Origin of the sequence: Caloramator mitchellensis, assembly GCF_001440545.1 — a bacterium.
Lineage (GTDB): Bacteria > Bacillota > Clostridia > Clostridiales > Caloramatoraceae > Caloramator > Caloramator mitchellensis.
Genome location: NZ_LKHP01000005.1, coordinates 39,827 through 58,168 on the forward strand (window position 1 = coordinate 39,827; position 18,342 = coordinate 58,168).

22 protein-coding genes are annotated in these 18,342 nt (G+C 33.7%); all 22 read left to right on the plus strand.

All coding sequences use genetic code 11. The annotated features are described in order from the left end of the window. Nucleotides 1-9 precede the first annotated feature (9 nt). The 22 genes from ffh to ABG79_RS05745 all read left to right on the plus strand — a co-directional run bounded on the left by ffh (nucleotide 10) and on the right by ABG79_RS05745 (nucleotide 18,342). Complete coding sequence (gene ffh / locus ABG79_RS05640) at nucleotides 10-1,356, plus strand: signal recognition particle protein (protein ID WP_057978030.1); 1,347 nt, start codon at nucleotides 10-12, stop codon at nucleotides 1,354-1,356. 31 nt (nucleotides 1,357-1,387) lie between these two features. Then, nucleotides 1,388-1,633 carry a 30S ribosomal protein S16 gene (gene rpsP, locus ABG79_RS05645; protein ID WP_057978032.1) on the plus strand — a complete coding sequence of 82 codons (246 nt, stop codon included), beginning with the start codon at nucleotides 1,388-1,390 and terminating at the stop codon, nucleotides 1,631-1,633. Between the two features lie 13 nt (nucleotides 1,634-1,646). Further along, on the plus strand, nucleotides 1,647-1,874 hold the full coding sequence (locus ABG79_RS05650) for a KH domain-containing protein (RefSeq protein ID WP_057978034.1): 228 nt from the start codon (nucleotides 1,647-1,649) through the stop codon (nucleotides 1,872-1,874). A gap of 52 nt (nucleotides 1,875-1,926) precedes the next feature. Next, complete coding sequence (gene rimM / locus ABG79_RS05655; RefSeq protein WP_057978036.1) at nucleotides 1,927-2,436, plus strand: ribosome maturation factor RimM; 510 nt, start codon at nucleotides 1,927-1,929, stop codon at nucleotides 2,434-2,436. Then, entirely contained in the window at nucleotides 2,433-3,170 is a 738-nt protein-coding gene (gene trmD / locus ABG79_RS05660) for a tRNA (guanosine(37)-N1)-methyltransferase TrmD (protein WP_057978038.1), read from the plus strand. Before rimM ends, trmD begins: the two co-directional genes overlap by 4 nt. An 88-nt stretch (nucleotides 3,171-3,258) precedes the next feature. Then, entirely contained in the window at nucleotides 3,259-3,819 is a 561-nt protein-coding gene (locus ABG79_RS05665) for a LemA family protein (RefSeq protein WP_057978040.1), read from the plus strand. Between the two features lie 11 nt (nucleotides 3,820-3,830). After that, a complete protein-coding gene (locus ABG79_RS05670; RefSeq protein WP_057978042.1) occupies nucleotides 3,831-4,643 on the plus strand; it encodes a TPM domain-containing protein in 813 nt (270 codons plus the stop codon). Nucleotides 4,644-4,758: 115 nt separating this feature from the next. Next, nucleotides 4,759-5,106, plus strand: a complete 348-nt coding sequence (rplS, locus tag ABG79_RS05675) for a 50S ribosomal protein L19 (RefSeq protein WP_057978044.1) — start codon at nucleotides 4,759-4,761, stop codon at nucleotides 5,104-5,106. A gap of 98 nt (nucleotides 5,107-5,204) precedes the next feature. Then, nucleotides 5,205-6,065, plus strand: a complete 861-nt coding sequence (gene ylqF, locus ABG79_RS05680; protein ID WP_057978046.1) for a ribosome biogenesis GTPase YlqF — start codon at nucleotides 5,205-5,207, stop codon at nucleotides 6,063-6,065. A 1-nt stretch (nucleotide 6,066) separates the two neighbouring features. Then, complete coding sequence (locus tag ABG79_RS05685) at nucleotides 6,067-6,825, plus strand: ribonuclease HII (RefSeq protein ID WP_242859313.1); 759 nt, start codon at nucleotides 6,067-6,069, stop codon at nucleotides 6,823-6,825. Nucleotides 6,826-6,834: 9 nt separating this feature from the next. After that, entirely contained in the window at nucleotides 6,835-7,197 is a 363-nt protein-coding gene (locus ABG79_RS05690; RefSeq protein WP_057978050.1) for a YraN family protein, read from the plus strand. A gap of 75 nt (nucleotides 7,198-7,272) precedes the next feature. After that, nucleotides 7,273-8,793: a YifB family Mg chelatase-like AAA ATPase gene (locus ABG79_RS05695; protein WP_057978052.1), complete on the plus strand. Its 1,521-nt coding sequence runs from the start codon at nucleotides 7,273-7,275 to the stop codon at nucleotides 8,791-8,793. 9 nt (nucleotides 8,794-8,802) lie between these two features. Further along, nucleotides 8,803-9,867, plus strand: a complete 1,065-nt coding sequence (gene dprA, locus ABG79_RS05700; protein ID WP_057978054.1) for a DNA-processing protein DprA — start codon at nucleotides 8,803-8,805, stop codon at nucleotides 9,865-9,867. A 103-nt stretch (nucleotides 9,868-9,970) separates the two neighbouring features. Then, the gene (gene topA, locus ABG79_RS05705) at nucleotides 9,971-12,031 is read left to right on the plus strand and encodes a type I DNA topoisomerase (RefSeq protein ID WP_057978056.1); all 2,061 of its coding nucleotides are present in this window, start codon (nucleotides 9,971-9,973) and stop codon (nucleotides 12,029-12,031) included. 154 nt (nucleotides 12,032-12,185) lie between these two features. Then, nucleotides 12,186-12,716: an ATP-dependent protease subunit HslV gene (gene hslV, locus ABG79_RS05710; protein WP_057978058.1), complete on the plus strand. Its 531-nt coding sequence runs from the start codon at nucleotides 12,186-12,188 to the stop codon at nucleotides 12,714-12,716. Between the two features lie 23 nt (nucleotides 12,717-12,739). Continuing rightward, nucleotides 12,740-14,128, plus strand: a complete 1,389-nt coding sequence (hslU, locus tag ABG79_RS05715; protein ID WP_057978060.1) for an ATP-dependent protease ATPase subunit HslU — start codon at nucleotides 12,740-12,742, stop codon at nucleotides 14,126-14,128. Nucleotides 14,129-14,147: 19 nt separating this feature from the next. Then, a complete protein-coding gene (gene codY, locus ABG79_RS05720) occupies nucleotides 14,148-14,930 on the plus strand; it encodes a GTP-sensing pleiotropic transcriptional regulator CodY (protein WP_057978246.1) in 783 nt (260 codons plus the stop codon). Nucleotides 14,931-15,102: 172 nt separating this feature from the next. After that, nucleotides 15,103-15,801, plus strand: a complete 699-nt coding sequence (gene rpsB, locus ABG79_RS05725) for a 30S ribosomal protein S2 (RefSeq protein WP_057978063.1) — start codon at nucleotides 15,103-15,105, stop codon at nucleotides 15,799-15,801. A 66-nt stretch (nucleotides 15,802-15,867) separates the two neighbouring features. Further along, nucleotides 15,868-16,785 carry a translation elongation factor Ts gene (gene tsf, locus ABG79_RS05730; protein WP_057978065.1) on the plus strand — a complete coding sequence of 306 codons (918 nt, stop codon included), beginning with the start codon at nucleotides 15,868-15,870 and terminating at the stop codon, nucleotides 16,783-16,785. Nucleotides 16,786-16,879: 94 nt separating this feature from the next. Continuing rightward, the gene (gene pyrH / locus ABG79_RS05735; protein WP_057978067.1) at nucleotides 16,880-17,593 is read left to right on the plus strand and encodes a UMP kinase; all 714 of its coding nucleotides are present in this window, start codon (nucleotides 16,880-16,882) and stop codon (nucleotides 17,591-17,593) included. Nucleotides 17,594-17,605: 12 nt separating this feature from the next. Continuing rightward, nucleotides 17,606-18,160, plus strand: a complete 555-nt coding sequence (frr, locus tag ABG79_RS05740) for a ribosome recycling factor (RefSeq protein WP_057978069.1) — start codon at nucleotides 17,606-17,608, stop codon at nucleotides 18,158-18,160. After that, nucleotides 18,160-18,342 carry a hypothetical protein gene (locus ABG79_RS05745; RefSeq protein WP_057978072.1) on the plus strand — a complete coding sequence of 61 codons (183 nt, stop codon included), beginning with the start codon at nucleotides 18,160-18,162 and terminating at the stop codon, nucleotides 18,340-18,342. The genes frr and ABG79_RS05745 overlap by 1 nt, the downstream gene beginning before the upstream one ends.

Genomic DNA, 18,342 nt, shown 5'->3' on the forward strand with positions numbered 1-18,342 from the left:
GGGCGTGCTATGGCTTTTGAGGGTTTAACCCATAAATTGCAAGAGACTTTCAAGAAGCTAAGAGGAAAAGGTAAACTTACTGAAAAAGATGTAAAAGAAGCTATGAGAGAAGTAAAGTTAGCCCTTCTTGAAGCAGACGTAAACTATAAAGTCGTTAAGGACTTTATTAATTCTGTAAGCCAAAGAGCTGTTGGGCAGGAGGTTATGGAAAGCTTAACTCCTGGACAGCATGTAATCAAAATTGTAAATGAAGAGTTGATTATGCTTATGGGAGGCAGAGAAAGCAAGATAAATATATCGCCAAAACCTCCTACAGTCATTATGTTAGTTGGTCTTCAAGGTGCTGGTAAAACAACAATGGCTGCTAAACTTGCACTCCACTTGAAAAAGTCAAACAAATCAATATTGTTAGTAGCAGCTGACGTTTATAGACCAGCAGCTATCAAGCAGTTACAGATACTCGGCGGGCAAATAGATGTTCCGGTATTTACTTTAGGGGATAGGGCAAATCCTGTAGATATTGCCAAAGCTGGAGTTGAAAATGCTAAGAAAAACGCAAAAGACGTAGTTATTATAGATACAGCCGGAAGACTTCATATTGACCAGGAATTGATGGAAGAGTTGCAGAATATCAAAAGTGAAGTTGAGCCGTTTGAGACATTGCTAGTAGTTGATGCGATGACAGGACAGGATGCAGTAAATGTGGCTCAAAGTTTTAATGAAAAATTGGATATAACTGGCGTAATATTAACTAAACTTGACGGCGATACTCGCGGTGGTGCTGCGATTTCTGTAAAGGCAGTAACAGGAAAACCCATAAAGTTTGCTGGTGTTGGAGAAAAGTTGAGCGATTTGGAAATATTCTACCCAGACAGAATGGCATCACGTATACTTGGAATGGGTGATATTCTTAGCCTAATTGAAAAGGCTCAACAGACAATAGATGAGAAAAAAGCGCTTGAAATGCAACAAAAGCTTGAAAAACACGAATTTACTCTTGAAGATTTTCTTGACCAGATGTCTCAAATGAAGAAAATGGGACCGTTGAAGGACTTGATTAAAATGATTCCTGGACTAGATACAAGCAAACTCGATGATATAGATTTAAATGAAAATGAAAAGGAAATGGCAAGAATAGAAGCGATTATTAAATCTATGACTAAGGAAGAAAGAAAAAATCCTTCAATAATCAATTCAAGTAGAAAAAAGAGAATTGCTAAAGGTTCAGGAACAACGATTCAGGATGTAAACAAGTTGTTATCGAACTTTGAGCAGGCCAGAAAGATGATGAAACAGTTTGCTGATATGCAAAAGCATATGAAAAAAGGAAAATTCAAATTTCCTTTCTTTAAATAAATAAATGCAATATTTTAAGGAGGTGAAATACATGGCAGTAAAGATTAGATTAAGAAGAATGGGAGCTAAGAAAGCACCTTTCTACAGATTGGTAGTTGCTGATTCAAGATCACCAAGAGATGGTAGATTTATCGAAGAATTAGGATATTACAATCCAACAACTGAACCAGCTGACGTAAAAATCGACGTAGAAAAGGCAAAGAAGTGGATTTCAAACGGTGCTCAACCAACAGATACTGTTAGAGATCTTTTAAAGAAGGCAGGCATCATTGAATAAAGGGGTGCTTAAAATGAAGGAATTAGTTGAAATCATTGCTAAGGCACTTGTGGATAACCCTGATGCAGTTGTTGTCAATGAAATAGCAGGAGAGCAATCTGTTATTATTGAACTTAAGGTTGCTCCTGAAGATATGGGAAAAGTAATTGGCAAGCAGGGTAGAATAGCTAGAGCTATTAGAACTGTAGTTAAAGCTGCAGCAACAAAAATGAATAAAAGAGTTGTTGTGGAGATAATATAAAGAGTTAGGGATACCTAACTCTTTTTCACTATTTTTTATGAGGGTGATTTGTATGGTAGAATATTTAAAAATTGGGCAAATAATAAATACACACGGAGTTAAGGGGGAACTAAAGGTTTATCCTTTAACTGACGATATCAACAGGTTTAAAGATTTAAGGTTTGTATTCCTAAAATCAAATGATAATTTTATAAAAAAAGAGGTAAATGGAGTTAAGTTTTTCAAAAATATCGTCATATTAAAAATTGATGGGATTGAAAACATGAATGCAGCAGAAAAATTAAAGGAACAATATTTATACATTGATAGGGAAAATGCAGTCAAACTTCCTGAGGATACATACTTTATTGCAGATTTAATTGGAATAAATGTTGTAGACGTTGAGTCCGGAAAACTTTATGGCAATATAAAATCTGTATTCTCAACAGGAAGCAATGATGTTTATGAATTAGAAACTGATGAAGGAAAAATTATTCTTATTCCAGCGATAAAGGATGTTGTAAAGGAAGTAGACATAAATGGTAGAACAATGAAAATAAATATGATTGAGGGATTGATATGAAATTTGAGGTGTTGACGCTCTTTCCTGAAATGTTCGATGTATTCGATTATAGCATTATTGCAAGGGCAAAAGAGACAGGTCTGATTGAAATAAATAGGATTAATATTAGGGATTTTACAAACAACAAACATAAAAAAGTAGACGATTATCCTTATGGCGGCGGGGCTGGAATGGTAATGCAGGTAGAACCCATATATAATGCTGTTGAAAATATTGAAAAAAAATATGGATATAAACCTTTCACAATTTTTCTGACTCCACGAGGAAAAAAATTCGACCAGGAAATGGCAAAAAAATTAGCAAACATAAAACATATTATGTTAATTTGCGGACACTATGAAGGAATTGATGAAAGGATAATGCCGCTTGTAGATGAGGAAATTACGATTGGAGATTATGTGTTAACTGGTGGGGAGCTTGCAAGCATGGTAATAATAGATAGTGTTTCGAGGTTGATTCCGGGAGTTTTATCAACCAACGTAAGCTATGAAGACGAGTCATTTTATAACGGTTTGCTTGAATATCCACAATATACTCGACCAGAGGAATTTAGAGGCATGCGAGTTCCTGACGTCCTGCTTTCTGGGCATCATAAGAATATAGAGATATGGAGAAGATATCAATCTTTAAGAATTACTTATCTAAGAAGACCAGACCTTTTAAAGAAGGCTAACTTGAGCAAGGAAGATTTAAAAATGTTGAATAAGATAAAGGAAGAGCTTAATGGAATATAGTTGGAGAGCATGAATATAATTTAAGTAAATTTGCTATATACTTAATTGAGGGGTATAATTATAAAAAGTGGAGTAAAGGGGGATATAAATGAGAAGATTAAGCAAGGGTTTTATTACAATCATAATTTTAGCAATAGTAGTTTTGTGGGGAATTAGCAGCTATAATACATTAGTGTCTTTAGATCAAAAAACAAAAGAAAGCTATAGTCAGATTCAGAATCAATTGCAAAGAAGAAGCGACTTAATACCCAATCTTGTCGAAACTGTAAAAGGTTATGCAAAACACGAAAAGGAAATAATACAAAACATTTCAGATGCAAGAGCTAAACTTGCGGGAGCAAAAACGCTGAGTGAACAGGCAGCAGCTAATGATGAATTGAGTTCTGTTTTATCAAGGCTCTTAGTTGTTGTTGAAAATTATCCCAATTTAAAAGCAGATGCTAATTTCAGGCAATTGATGGATGAGTTAGCTGGGACTGAAAATAGAATTGCAGTTGCAAGAAAAGACTATAATTCAGCTGTAAATGCTTATAATGTTAAAATCAAAAGATTTCCAACTGTTATAATAGCTAAATTGTTTGGATTTGATGAAAAACCTTATTTTGAAGCTGAAGAAGGTGCACAAAAGACCCCTAATGTTAAGTTTTAGGGGGTGAATATATGCGAAAATTAATTTATATATTCTTAACCTTCCTGACTATTATTTCCCATGCAGTTTATGCAGCTCCGCAGTTTCCAGAGCCAACTGAATACAAATATGTAAACGATTATGTAGGAATATTAGGTGTTCATACTAAAGAAGAAATTATTTCAATAGGCTCGGAGCTATTCAGTAAAACTTCTGCTGAAGCAGCAGTTGTGGTTATCAAATCAACAGAAGAAATGACAATTGAAGAATACGCTAATGGTATTTTTAGAAGCTTTGGCATAGGTCAAAAGGATAAAAATAATGGCGTTCTGTTGTTAGTTGCAGTAGAAGATAGAAAAATGAGAATAGAAGTGGGTTATGGTTTGGAAGGTGCTTTGCCAGATGGAAAAACTGGCAGAATAAGAGACGAATATATACTTCCTTACTTTAAGAATGAAGATTATGATAAAGGAATACTGCTAGGTTACAAGGCTATATGCAATGAGATTGCTCAAGAATATGGAGTTACACTTGAAGGAAACAAAATAAATATTGTCGATAATGCCAAGCAGACTGTAGATGAGGCATTTGATTTTGAAAATATAGTTTTTATTATGTTCATTATATTGCTACTGTTTATTGACGGCAGATTTCTTAGATGGTCAATTTTAAAACTTATACTAAATTTGATTGCAATTGGATTTCGTTCGGGACGTGGAGGTGGAGGATTTGGAGGACCAGGAGGATTTGGTGGGCCTAGCGGTTTTGGAGGCTCAGGCGGAGGAAACTCTGGTGGATTTGGAGGTGGGTCGTCTGGGGGAGGAGGCTCATCTGGTAGTTGGTAAAATAATAAAAAAGTCTGTTGTCAAACATTAAGATATATGCTATAATATTCCCTGTGTGAAAACGGGCGTTCCTCTAGGTGGCTATGAACGTCTATGCGGGAAGGAGGGAAAGAACATGGATTTAATAAGAGCAATTGAAGCTGAACAATTAAGGAATGACCTTCCAAGTTTCAATGTAGGTGACACTATAAAAGTTCACGTAAAAGTTAGAGAAGGAAACAGAGAAAGAATTCAGGTTTTTGAAGGTTTAGTTTTAAAGAGACAAAATGGTGGAGTTAGAGAGACTTTCACAGTAAGAAGAATTTCTTACGGTGTAGGTGTTGAAAGAACATTCCCTGTTCATTCACCAATAATCGATAAGATTGAAGTGGTTAGAAGAGGTAAGGTTAGAAGAGCTAAGCTTTACTACATCAGAAAGAAGATCGGTAAGGCTGCTACAAGAGTTAAGGAAATCATTGAGTAAAGAGGCTGCACTGCAGTCTCTTTTTTATTGGTCATGCTTGTTTTTTTAATATAAATTTGTATAATAAATATAATCAGTATTATCTAGGAGGCTTACATATGAATATACAGTGGTATCCAGGGCATATGGTTAAAACTAAAAGGCAAATATCTGAATCATTAAAATTAATTGATGTTGTAATAGAATTATTAGACGCAAGAGCGCCAATCAGCAGCAAGAACCCTGATATCGATGAAATCATTTCAAACAAACCCAAGATAGTGATTTTGAACAAAGCAGATTTGGCAGATGAAAAGATAAATAAAGAATGGATTAATTTCTACAAGTCAATCAACATCGTGGCTTTAGATGTTGATTGTATAACTGGTAAAAACATAAATAAAATTTTCCCGAGCATAAAAAACATTATTAAAAACAAATTGCAAAAGGATATAAATAAAGGTATTATAGGCAGACCAGTGAGAGCATTAGTTGTTGGCATTCCTAATGTTGGTAAATCGACCTTTATAAATAAAATAGCCAACAAATCTACAGCCCAAACAGGTGATAGACCTGGAGTAACCAAAAGCAAACAGTGGATCAAGGTAAATAATGAATTTGAATTGATGGATACTCCTGGAATACTTTGGCCTAAATTTGATGATGAAATGGTAGCTCTTCATCTTGCGTATATAAAGGCGATTAAAGAAGAGATTTTAGATATAGTTGAATTGTCGATAAAGTTTATAGATGAAATAAAAAAGTCTAATCCAAACAATCTAAAAGACAGATTTAAGATAGAGATAAAGGATGATCCAACGGAAATGCTTAAGGATATTGGTCGCAAAAGAGGATGTATCGTTGCTGGTTCGGAAATAGATATGTATAGAGCTGCAAATGTATTAATGGAAGAGTTTAGGATAGGTAAGCTTGGAAGAATATCTCTTGAAACTCCTAATATGATAATTGGGGTTGAATAATATGCTAAGGGTTGACGAAATAAAAGTAATGATTGATAAATGTATAAGCATAGAAGAATTAAATAATCTAAAGTCTGAAATATTAAAAGTTGATAGTAGAAAAACCGTGATTAATCTATTTGATAAAAGATTAAATAAAATTTTAAAGGAAAATGAGCTTATAAAGGAGTATATTCAAAGAAGTATTTATGAAGAAGAACTTTACAAACAGTATACATATGTAGCAGGAATAGATGAGGTAGGAAGAGGCCCTCTTGCAGGACCAGTTTATGCAGCTGTTGTTATACTGGATAAAAATAAAAGAATTCTAGGAATAAAAGATTCTAAAAAGTTATCCGAAAAGGCAAGAGAAAAGATATACTGCGAGATAATTGAAAAATCAGTGGATTATTCAATTGGAATTGCATCTCAAAGTGAAATAGACGAGTTAAACATACTAATTGCTACTAAATTGGCTATGATAAGAGCGATTGAAAATCTAAAAATAAAACCTGACTATTTGCTAATAGATGCAGTTAAACTAGATGTTGAAATTCCTCAAAAGGCAATAATTAAAGGTGATGATTTATCAGTTTCAATTGGAGCTGCATCGATAATTGCAAAGGTAGAAAGAGATAGGTTTATGAAGTTTATATCTGAAAAGTATCCAGAATATAAATTTGACGAAAACAAAGGATATGGAACAAAGGAGCATATTGAAGCTTTAAAAAAATTTGGACCATGTGAATTACATAGAAAAAGTTTTATTAAAAACTTATAGGGTGGTTATATGTTTAATAAAAAGGACATGGGTAAAATTGGAGAGGACTTGGCTGCAAAGCATTTGACAAGAAACGGATATACTATAATACAGAAGAACTTTAGAACAAAATTTGGCGAAATTGATATAATTGCACGCGACGGTAAATTCCTGGTTTTTGTTGAAGTTAAGACAAGAAGAAGCATTGAATTTGGATATCCGAGAGAAGCCGTAGACTGGTATAAGCAAATAAGAATTAAAAACTTGGCAAATCTTTATCTGGCTAAAAAGAAACAATTCAATGAATACATTAGATTTGATGTTGTAGAAATAATATTAAATGAGCAAAATGATGCGAAATCTATATTTTTAATCAAAAATGCATTTGAATAATTATGACTGCTTAGCAGTCTTTTTTTTTGTTTAAAACTATGTTAAATGGCAATAATTGTTATGTGAGGTGATTTTATGCTAAGTAAAATTAATTCAATAACTTTAGTAGGAATAGAAGGATATGAAGTAGAGGTAGAAGTGGAGGTTCAAGGTGGGTTACCATATTTTGCAATGGTAGGGCTTCCAGATGTTGTTGTAAAAGAATCAAAGGAGAGAGTAAAAGCAGCGATAAAAAATTCTAACTTCTTGTTAGAGCCTGGTAGAATTATAGTTAATTTTGCACCAGCTGATTTAAAAAAGGAAGGAACTCACTTGGATTTAGCAGTTGCAGTTGGAATATTATGTTGTATTGGTGAAATAAATTATGTTAAAACGAGGGGATGTGTTTTTATTGGCGAGCTGTCGCTTAATGGGGAAGTAAGAGGGGTTAGAGGAATATTGCCCATGTTATTAGAGGCAAGAGGAAAGTTCAAAAGAGCTTTTATACCTTATGAAAATCAATTTGAAGTAAGTTTTATAGATGATATAGAAATATTTCCTATTTCAAACCTTAATGAAGTTGCGGATACAATAAACAACGATTTGCCGCCACAGAGGACATACATTGATAATTTTAATAAGAATGACATTCAGGATTTAGACTTCAATGAAGTAAAGGGGCAAAAATATGTTAAAAGGGCAATTGAAGTTGCAGTAAGTGGAGGACACAATATATTGCTTATAGGACCTCCAGGCAGTGGCAAAAGCATGATTGCGCAGAGAGTTCCGACGATACTGCCAGAATTATCGCTTGAAGAATCTGTTGAAGTAACAAAAATATACAGCGTAGCCGGACTATTAAAGGATAAGGGTAGGTTAATAAATAATCCGCCTTTTAGAGGCCCACATCACAGCGTATCTGCAGCTTCATTTGTTGGTGGAGGCAGTAATCCTATGCCAGGAGAAGTTTCATTAGCTCATAATGGGGTTTTATTTTTAGACGAACTTCCTGAGTTTAGAAGGGATGTTTTAGAGGCATTGAGGCAGCCAATAGAGGACGGCAAGGTAACGATATCGAGGGTAAAAGGCAAGTATACATATCCAGCAAGGTTTATGATTATAGCAAGCATGAATCCCTGCCCATGTGGATATTATGGCTATCCAATAAAAGAGTGTCACTGTAGTGAAAATCAAATAAGGGGCTATTTGAATAAAATTTCAGGACCATTGTTAGACAGACTGGATTTACATATCTCAGTTGAACCTGTTTCGTTTATAGAGTTAAACAGAGAAAAAGATGAAGAGTCTTCACTAAAAATAAGAGAAAGAGTTACAAAAGCCAGAAAAATTCAACTTGAAAGGTTTAAAGATGAAGGGATTTTTTGTAATTCACAAATGAAGCCAAAGCATATTAAAAAATATTGCAAACTTGATGAAAAAGCTAGCAAATTATTAGAAATAGCCTTTAAAAACCTTGCTCTTACATCAAGAGGTTATTCTAAAATATTAAAAATTTCAAGGACCATTGCCGACATGGATTCGAGTGAAAAAATATGTGAAAAGCATATTGCTGAAGCTATACAATATAGAAATATGGACAAAAGATTCTGGAGATAGGGTGATAAAATGAATGAGTTATTATATAAAATTTGGTTTTTTAATTTAAAGATTACGGATAGAGATAAGCTCGATTTGTTAAAATTAGGTTTGAAACCACATGAAATTTACAATCTTACTTTAATTGAAATGACAAACATGGGAATAAATTTAAATGTAGCTACACAAATTATTGAATCAAAAAAAGAAAAATTGATTAAAGATACTGCTTTATATTTAACTGAAAATGATATTAATTTAGTTTTATACGATGAAATTGGTTACCCGGAGAGGCTAAAAAATATATACGACCCACCAATAGGATTGTTTATTAAGGGAGAAATTAATGAAAAACTTCCAAGTATTGCAATCGTTGGGTCAAGAAAGGCAAGCGATTATGGGCTTACTGTTGCATATAAATTTTCTTATGAGCTTAGCAAGGCGGGAATAGTGATTATTAGTGGTCTTGCTAAAGGGATTGATGCTGCAAGCCATTATGGGGCGGTTGATGCAGATGGATTAACGATAGCTGTTATGGGAAGCGGATTTAAGAATATTTATCCGAGAGAAAATATTAATCTATTAAGTAAAATAATCAAGAAAGGAGCTGTAGTTTCTGAATTTTTACCCGATGAAAAACCTTTAGCTCATAATTTCCCTAGAAGGAATAGAATTATCAGCGGGCTTTCTGATTACGTCTTGGTCGTAGAGGCTGGAGAAAGAAGCGGTTCATTAATAACTGCTAATATCGCACTTGAGCAAGGTAAGGATGTATTTGCAGTTCCAGGTAACATATTCAGCGTAAACAGCATTGGAACAAATAATTTAATAAAGGATGGGGCTAAACTAGTATCAACAATTGAAGATATATTGGAGGAATACGGAATAGTATTGCATAATAATGCCTTAGCTGGATATAATGAATTAGAATTGTCGATATTAAATAAATTAAAAATAGGTGGAATGACGGTTGAAAATATTGTTGAGAGCTTAAGTTTTGCTTCTGATGAAGTGCTTGCTGCTATAAGTAAGCTTGAATGTATGGGCATACTTAAAAGGACTTTCGGAAATTTTATAATACTTAATAACATTTAGAATAAATTTTATGACAATATGTATAAATTAATTGTAGAAAAATAATCAGATTTTTGTTATAATTCTACAAGTCGCCTATAAGTTTATTTTTGGAGGTGAAAAAATGGCGCAATCGTTGGTTATAGTTGAATCACCTGCCAAGGCAAAAACAATAAGCAAGTTTTTGGGCAAAAATTATAAAGTTAAAGCTTCGATGGGGCATGTAAGGGACCTACCTAAAAGTCAGCTCGGCGTAGAGATAGATAATGATTATAAGCCTAAATATATAACTATTAGGGGTAAGGGTGATTTGATTAATGAACTTAAGAAGGAAGCCAAAAAGTCAAATAAAGTATACATTGCAACTGACCCCGATAGAGAGGGAGAAGCTATTTCATGGCATATTGCTAATATACTTGGGATTAATTTGAGCGATAAATGTAGAATAGAATTTCATGAAATTACCAAAAATGCAGTTACAAACGCTATAAAAAATCCAAGAACGATTAATAAAAACCTTGTTGATGCTCAACAGGCAAGAAGAGTCCTAGATAGATTAGTGGGTTATGAAATAAGTCCTGTTCTATGGAGAAAAATAAAGTGGGGATTAAGCGCTGGAAGAGTTCAATCTGTTGCTGTCAGGTTGATTTGTGATAGAGAAAATGAGATAAAAAGTTTTGTTCCAGAAGAATATTGGAGCATCACAGCTTACTTAAAAAACAATAATAAAGAAATAGAAGCCAAGCTCATTTCAAAAGGAAAAGAAAAAATAAAGATAAATAGTGAACATTTGGCAAAGGAAATTGTAAAAACGCTGAAGAATAAAAAATTTACTGTTGAGGATGTAAAAAAACAAGAAAAAAAGAAAAATCCCCCTCCACCCTTCATAACTAGTTCACTTCAACAGGAAGCCTATAGAAAATTGAATTTTAGCACCAAAAAGACAATGTCGATAGCCCAACAGTTGTATGAGGGGATTGATCTAAAAAAAGAAGGGACAGTTGGTTTAATTACGTATATGAGAACTGATTCGGTAAGAATTTCCGATGAAGCTAAAAAAATGGCAAGAGATTTTATAGCAAAAACTTATGGAAAAAGTTACTTACCAAATTACGAAAGACAGTTTAAGACTAAAGGTGCTGCACAGGATGCACATGAGGCTATAAGGCCTACATATGTCGAAAAAACCCCGGAATCTATAAAGGATTCACTTACTAATGACCAATTTAAACTTTATAAGTTGATATGGGATAGATTCATTGCAAGTCAAATGGCTGATGCAATTTATGATACAGTTACAATTGATTTTAGTGCAGAAGATTTTATTTTTAGAGCAAATGGAAGTATTCTTAAGTTTTCTGGATTTTTAGCTGTATATAAAACAGGCGAAGAAGAAGAAGATAAACTGTTGCCTGAGGTAGAGAAAGGCGAAATTTTTGATGCAAAAAAGATAGATCCAAAACAACATTTTACTCAGCCTCCTTCAAGATTTACTGAAGCTACACTTGTTAAAGCTTTGGAAGAATACGGTATAGGAAGACCTTCAACATATGCTCCTATTATTACTACAATATTAGATAGAGGTTATGTAGAGAGAGAAAAGAAAAACTTAAAACCTACAGAACTTGGGGAGATAGTAACCGAGCTAATGAAGGAATATTTTTCTAATATAGTAGACGTTGATTTTACAGCAGAAATGGAAAGTAAGCTGGATAAAATCGAGGAGGGCGACGAAAATTGGGTAAAGGTCATTGACGAATTTTATAGACCTCTAAAGGAAAAAATAGCAGTTGCTGAAGAAAAAATTGGAAAGATAACTATAGAAGAGCCAGTAGAGGAAACAGATATAATATGCGAAAAATGCGGAAGAAATATGGTTATTAAAAAGGGCAGGTTTGGTAAATTTCTCGCGTGCCCAGGATATCCCGAATGTAAAAACACAAAGCCATTGGTAGATGAATTGGATGTTCCATGCCCAATATGTGGCGGCAAAATAGTAGTAAGAAAGGGTAAGAGTGGTAAGACATTTTATGGCTGCGGCAATTATCCAGAATGCAATTTTGCAAGTTGGGATAAGCCAACAAACAAGAAATGCCCAAAGTGCGGGAAGATGCTTTTTGAAAAAAGCATAAAGGGAAAAACGAATCTTGTATGTCACGACAAAAATTGTGGATACAAAGAGTAATGCATGAATACTTGATAAAAATGAATTTTTATGATATATTAGTCTTAATTGTTGAAACAATTAAGACTATTCAAAATTTTTTAACAAATTATTTTTTAAAAATTTATAATTTTTTAACAAAAAGTTAATAAAAAAAGTTGAGGAAGGTGCTAAAATGTTTAAGGCAACTACTATTGTTGCAGTAAAAATAAATGATTTTGTTGCAATCGCAGGTGATGGGCAGGTAACATTTGGAGAAAATACTATTATAAAGAGCACAGCAAAAAAGATTAAGAAGATTTATAATGATAGCGTCCTAATTGGATTTGCGGGCTCAGTTGCAGATGCATTTGCTTTGTCCGAAAGATTTGAAGAAAAGCTTGAACAGCATAATGGGAATATAAGAAAGGCAGCAGTAGATTTAGCTGGATATTGGAGAAGTGATAAAGTGCTTAGAAAATTAGAAGCACTAATGATTGCAGCCAATAAAGATACACTTTTAATAATTTCGGGCAATGGAGAAGTAATTGAACCTGATGATGGTATTGCAGCAATTGGCTCAGGAGGCATGTATGCATTAGCAGCTGCAAGAGCATTAAAAAGAAAATCTACTCTAAATCCAGAGGATATTGCTAAAGAAGCTCTATTAATAGCTTCAGAAATATGTGTATATACTAATAGTAATATTTCTGTAGAAAAGCTCTAATTATCCCTAAAGGGGGAGTATAAATGAACAATATGACGCCAAAAGAAATCGTCAAAGAGTTAGACAAATTTATCGTTGGACAAGATGATGCAAAAAAGAAGGTAGCGATAGCTCTAAGAAATAGATATAGAAGAAGGCAGCTTGTAGGTGAATTAAAGGAAGATGTGATACCTAAAAACATATTAATGATAGGTCCAACTGGCGTTGGAAAAACAGAAATTGCACGCAGGCTTGCTAAGCTTGTGAAAGCTCCTTTTGTAAAAGTTGAAGCAACAAAATTTACTGAAGTAGGATATGTGGGAAGAGATGTAGACTCGATTATAAGAGATTTAGTTGAGGAATCGATTAGACTAATTAAAGAAGAAAAAATGAATGAAGTTAGAGAAAAGGCAAGAATTATCGCAAAAGATAAGATTATTGAAGTTCTATCTCCAAATCCAAAAAAGAAAAATCAAAATAAAAATCCATTTGAATTCTTATTTGGAGTTCAAACTGAAAGACAGAATGAAGATGAAAATATCAACGAAGATGATTTGGAACTTAAAAGACAACAGATAAGAAAACAGCTTGAAGATGGGTTGTTAGATGAAATGATGGTTGAAATTGAGGTAGAAGATGCTTCTTTAATGCCAATCGAAGCAATAGCAGGGACCTCCATAGAAGATATTAATATGAATTTAAGCGAATTATTTGGAGGCATATTCCCCAAAAAGAAAAAAAGCAAAAAGGTAACAATTAAGGATGCTATTAAAATTTTTGAACAGGAAGAAGCTGCAAAATTAATAGATATGGATTTGGTTTATACCGAAGCTAAGAAAAGAGCTGAGGAAGATGGAATAGTATTTATTGACGAAATTGATAAAATCGCTGGAAAAAATAAAGGACATGGCCCAGATGTTTCAAGAGAAGGTGTTCAAAGAGATATACTACCAATTGTTGAAGGCAGCACAGTTAATACAAAATATGGCCCAGTAAAAACTGATCATATTCTTTTTATTGCAGCTGGAGCATTCCATGTTTCAAAGGTATCTGATTTAATACCTGAGTTGCAAGGAAGATTTCCTGTAAAGGTGGAACTAAAAGCTTTAACAAAAGAAGATTTTAAGGAGATTTTATCAAAACCTAAAAACGCGTTAATAAAACAATATGTTGAACTGTTAAAAACTGATGGAGTTTGTATTGAATTTACTGACGATGGAATAGATGAAATTGCAGAAGTTGCATATATATTGAATTTGCAAAACGAAAACATAGGAGCAAGAAGACTTCATACAGTTCTTGAGGAAGTTTTGATGGATGTATCATTTGAGGCACCAGAAGGCCCCAAAAATGTAACAATAGATAAAAACTATGTTAAAGACAAGCTAAAAACAGTATATAAGCATGTCGATACATCAAAATACATTATTTAGAAAGGATGGTATAATGAATATGGCAACATTATTAGAAAAGACTAGAGTTTTAAACAAGATATTGCAAAAATCAGCAACCGAACCGGTTGTATTTTCAGACATTTGCAAATTATTAAGTGAAGTAATGAATTGTAATGTTTACATCGTTAGTAGAAAGGGTAAAGTTTTAGGACATAGTATTGTGGATTCATTTGAATGCGATATACTCAAGGAAATTGTTATTAGTGAACAAAAATTCCCAGAAGATTATAATAGTCAAATTTTAACTATCAACGAAACAAAATCGAATTTAAAAAATGAAGGTTTATGTGTATTTGACAGAAATGAAGAATGTGTCCATGTAAACAAGTTTACAACTATAGTTCCAATCATAGGGAACAGAGAGAGATTGGGAACGCTGTTGATTGCAAGGTATGGCTCAGAATTTACTGATGAAGATTTAGTTCTAGCTGAATATAGCGCTGCAATTGTTGGTATGGAAATTATTAGATCGAAACAGGATGAAATAGAAGAAGAAGCTAGAAAGAAAGCAGTTGTTCAACTTGCAATCGGAACTTTATCATATTCAGAGCTAGAAGCTGTTGAACACATTTTCAATGAACTGGAAGGAAATGAAGGATTGCTAGTTGCAAGCAAAATTGCTGACAAGGTTGGAATTACTCGTTCAGTAATTGTTAATGCTTTAAGGAAATTTGAAAGCGCTGGTGTTATTGAGTCAAGATCTCTTGGAATGAAGGGAACCCATATTAAAATATTAAACGATAAGCTTCTTGATGAATTAAAAAAATTAAGAAACAGTTAAAAAATCCCTTGTTAACAAGGGATTTTTTAATATTATTGTTGTAAATTGAAAAATAATGTGATATACTACTTAAGGTAATAAATTACACACGCCATCCGATTTTTAAAAGGGTGCCGTAAGGCCTTTTAAAAAAATGAGAATGGCGGAGGAATAACCAAATGGAGGTGCTTTTATGTCAGTTATATCAATGAAACAATTATTAGAAGCAGGTGTTCATTTTGGACATCAAACAAGAAGATGGAACCCTAAAATGGCTCCATACATCTTTACAGAAAGAAATGGTATTTACATTATCGATCTTCAAAAAACTGTAAAGAAAATTGAAGAAGCTTATGAATTCGTTAAGGCTGCTGCAGCTGAAGGCAAGGAAGTTCTTTTCGTAGGAACAAAAAAGCAGGCTCAAGATTCAGTTAAAGAAGAGGCTATAAGAAGCGGCATGCACTTTGTTAACGAAAGATGGTTGGGCGGAATGCTTACAAACTTCAAGACTATCAGAACAAGAATAGAAAGACTTGAAGAACTTGAAAGAATGGAACAGGATGGAACATTTGAACTTCTCCCAAAGAAGGAAGTTATTAAATTAAGACATGAAAAGGAAAAACTTGAGAAGAACCTTGGTGGTATAAAGAACATGAAAAAGGTTCCAGAAGTTTTATTTATTGTTGACCCAAGAAAAGAAAAGAATGCTGTAGCTGAAGCAAGAATTTTAGGTATACCAGTTGTAGGAATTGTAGATACTAATTGTGACCCAGATGATGTTGATTATGTAATTCCAGGAAATGATGATGCAATAAGAGCAGTAAAACTTATTGCTGCAAAGATAGCCGATGCAATCATCGAAGGAAGACAAGGGGAACAAATGGCTGAATAATTAAGGTAAGGGGTTTCCCTTACCTTTAACATAGTATCAGCAAAATATACATAAGGAGGAGTAGTTATGCAAATTACTGCTAAGATGGTCAGTGAATTAAGAGAGAGAACTGGCGCAGGTATGATGGATTGTAAGAAGGCTTTAACAGAAGCTGGCGGAGATATGGATAAAGCTATAGAAATTTTGAGAGAAAAGGGATTAGCTGCTGCTGCAAAGAAAGCTGGTAGAATTGCTGCAGAAGGATTGGTTGAAACATACATATCAGAAGATGGAAAAAGAGGAGCAGTTGTTGAATTAAACTGCGAGACAGACTTCGTTGCTAAAAATGCTGATTTTGCAGAACTTGCTAAGAACATAGCTAAGCAAGTTGCTGCATCAAATGCTGCTACAGTTGAAGAGATACTTGAAGAAAAGTTTATTGCAGATGCTAACTTAAGCGTAAAAGAAGCTATAACAGCTTTAATAGCTAAGCTTGGTGAAAATATGACTCTCAGAAGATTTGAGAGATTCACAACTGAAAACGGTGTAATTTCAGATTATATTCACGGTGGCGGAAGAATTGCAGTTATGGTTCAACTTAATGGCGGGAACGAAGCTGTTTCAAAGGAAGTTGCTAAGGAATTAGCGCTACAAATAGCTGCAGCAAATCCACTTTACTTAACAAGAGAAGAAGTTCCTCAGGATGTAATTGAAAAGGAAAAGGAAATTTACAAACAACAGGCCCTTAATGAAGGCAAACCTGAAAAAGTAGTTGAGAAGATGGTTGAAGGAAGAATTCAAAAATACTTCAAAGAAGTATGCTTGGTTGAACAATTATGGATAAGAGACCAGGATTTAACTATAAAGAAATTGCTTGAAAACAAATCAAAAGAAGCTGGAAATGATATCAGCATTGTTAAATTTGCAAGATTTGAAAAGGGCGAAGGAATTGAAAAGAAGGAAGATAATTTCGTTGAAGAAGTTATGAAGCAAGCAAAAATGTAAAGAGAACACTGCTGTGTTCTCTTTTTTTGAAACAAAGCAAATTAAAGAAGGAATTTATTAATTTTTGTAGAAATATTATTTGGAGGTAAATTTTATGTCTTTGCCTAAATATAATAGAGTTATGCTTAAACTAAGTGGCGAAGCTCTTGCTGGTCAAAATGGATACGGATTTGATTTTGATGTGGTTAGTAGAATCGCTATGGAAATTAAAGACCTTGTTGAAATGGGAGTTCAAGTTGGAGCCGTAGTAGGCGGAGGCAACATTTGGAGAGGAAGAAATGGAGCTGGAATGGATAGAACTACCGCCGACTATATGGGCATGTTAGCAACATGTATTAATGCGATGGCACTTCAAAACATACTTGAAAATATGGGGGTTGTTACAAGGGTTCAAACGGCTATTGAGATGAGGGAGATTGCTGAGCCATTTGTAAGAAGAAGAGCAGTAAGACATTTAGAAAAGGGACGTGTTGTAATATTTGCTGCAGGAACAGGGAATCCTTATTTTTCAACTGACACCGCTGCTGCACTAAGGGCAGCAGAAATTTCAGCAGAAGTAATATTGCTGGCTAAAAAAGTTGACGGTGTTTATGATTCGGATCCTAATACTAATCCAGAAGCACAAAAATTCGACAAACTTACCTTCCAGGAAGTGTTAGAAAAAGACCTAAAGGTAATGGATTCTACTGCAACATCGCTTTGCAAGGACAATAACATACCTATAATCGTTTTTGGTCTTGATACTCCTGGGAATATAAAAAGAGCGGTATTAGGTGAAAATATCGGAACTATTGTAACAAATAATTAAGGAGGGTTTTAAATGCTTAAGGATGTTATTAAATCTCATGAAGAAAAGATGAAAAAATCAATTGAAGTTCTAAAACATGAATTGCAAAGTTTAAAGGCTGGAAGAGCTAACCCTGCTATGCTTGATAAAATAACAGTTGACTATTACGGGACTCCAACTCATATATCTTCTCTTGCAACAGTAACAGTTCCTGAGCCAAGAGTGTTAGTAATTCAGCCATGGGATAAGAGTGTAGTTAAAAGCATTGAAAAAGCAATACAAAAATCTGATTTAGGTATAAATCCTATTGCAGATGGAAATGTTGTAAGACTTGTAATTCCTGAGTTAACAGAAGAAACTAGAAAAAATTTAGTAAAGGTAGTTAAAAAACATGGAGAAGATGCAAAGGTTGCAATTAGATCAATCAGAAGAGATGCAAATGATAAGATAAAGGCTCTTAAGAAAGAAGGAGTATCCGAAGACGAAATTAAGAAGGGCGAAGAAGATATTCAAAAATTAACAGATAACTTTATAAAGGAAATCGATAAATTAGTTGAAGCTAAGGAAAAGGAGATAATGACTGTATAATGGACCTTCAAAAGTATTTAGGATATGTTTTAGAAGATGTAATTCCTTTTTTTGAAGAACAAAATATACAGTATGAAATTTACGAATTATTAACCCCTAAGGGCGAAAAGATTGGTGAAGAAAAAAGAATAGTAAAGATAGAAGAAGGTCAGACCGTAAAAATTTTTATTTCGTATTTCTAA

Excerpts from the sequence above, each read along its gene's own strand:
- ffh (WP_057978030.1), top strand. The coding sequence starts at position 10 with ATGGCTTTTGAGGGTTTAACCCATAAATTGCAAGAGACTTTCAAGAAG.
- rpsP (WP_057978032.1), top strand. The coding sequence starts at position 1,388 with ATGGCAGTAAAGATTAGATTAAGAAGAATGGGAGCTAAGAAAGCACCT.
- ABG79_RS05650 (WP_057978034.1), top strand. The coding sequence starts at position 1,647 with ATGAAGGAATTAGTTGAAATCATTGCTAAGGCACTTGTGGATAACCCT.
- rimM (WP_057978036.1), top strand. The coding sequence starts at position 1,927 with ATGGTAGAATATTTAAAAATTGGGCAAATAATAAATACACACGGAGTT.
- trmD (WP_057978038.1), top strand. The coding sequence starts at position 2,433 with ATGAAATTTGAGGTGTTGACGCTCTTTCCTGAAATGTTCGATGTATTC.
- ABG79_RS05665 (WP_057978040.1), top strand. The coding sequence starts at position 3,259 with ATGAGAAGATTAAGCAAGGGTTTTATTACAATCATAATTTTAGCAATA.
- ABG79_RS05670 (WP_057978042.1), top strand. The coding sequence starts at position 3,831 with ATGCGAAAATTAATTTATATATTCTTAACCTTCCTGACTATTATTTCC.
- rplS (WP_057978044.1), top strand. The coding sequence starts at position 4,759 with ATGGATTTAATAAGAGCAATTGAAGCTGAACAATTAAGGAATGACCTT.
- ylqF (WP_057978046.1), top strand. The coding sequence starts at position 5,205 with ATGAATATACAGTGGTATCCAGGGCATATGGTTAAAACTAAAAGGCAA.
- ABG79_RS05685 (WP_242859313.1), top strand. The coding sequence starts at position 6,067 with ATGCTAAGGGTTGACGAAATAAAAGTAATGATTGATAAATGTATAAGC.
- ABG79_RS05690 (WP_057978050.1), top strand. The coding sequence starts at position 6,835 with ATGTTTAATAAAAAGGACATGGGTAAAATTGGAGAGGACTTGGCTGCA.
- ABG79_RS05695 (WP_057978052.1), top strand. The coding sequence starts at position 7,273 with ATGCTAAGTAAAATTAATTCAATAACTTTAGTAGGAATAGAAGGATAT.
- dprA (WP_057978054.1), top strand. The coding sequence starts at position 8,803 with ATGAATGAGTTATTATATAAAATTTGGTTTTTTAATTTAAAGATTACG.
- topA (WP_057978056.1), top strand. The coding sequence starts at position 9,971 with ATGGCGCAATCGTTGGTTATAGTTGAATCACCTGCCAAGGCAAAAACA.
- hslV (WP_057978058.1), top strand. The coding sequence starts at position 12,186 with ATGTTTAAGGCAACTACTATTGTTGCAGTAAAAATAAATGATTTTGTT.
- hslU (WP_057978060.1), top strand. The coding sequence starts at position 12,740 with ATGAACAATATGACGCCAAAAGAAATCGTCAAAGAGTTAGACAAATTT.
- codY (WP_057978246.1), top strand. The coding sequence starts at position 14,148 with ATGGCAACATTATTAGAAAAGACTAGAGTTTTAAACAAGATATTGCAA.
- rpsB (WP_057978063.1), top strand. The coding sequence starts at position 15,103 with ATGTCAGTTATATCAATGAAACAATTATTAGAAGCAGGTGTTCATTTT.
- tsf (WP_057978065.1), top strand. The coding sequence starts at position 15,868 with ATGCAAATTACTGCTAAGATGGTCAGTGAATTAAGAGAGAGAACTGGC.
- pyrH (WP_057978067.1), top strand. The coding sequence starts at position 16,880 with ATGTCTTTGCCTAAATATAATAGAGTTATGCTTAAACTAAGTGGCGAA.
- frr (WP_057978069.1), top strand. The coding sequence starts at position 17,606 with ATGCTTAAGGATGTTATTAAATCTCATGAAGAAAAGATGAAAAAATCA.
- ABG79_RS05745 (WP_057978072.1), top strand. The coding sequence starts at position 18,160 with ATGGACCTTCAAAAGTATTTAGGATATGTTTTAGAAGATGTAATTCCT.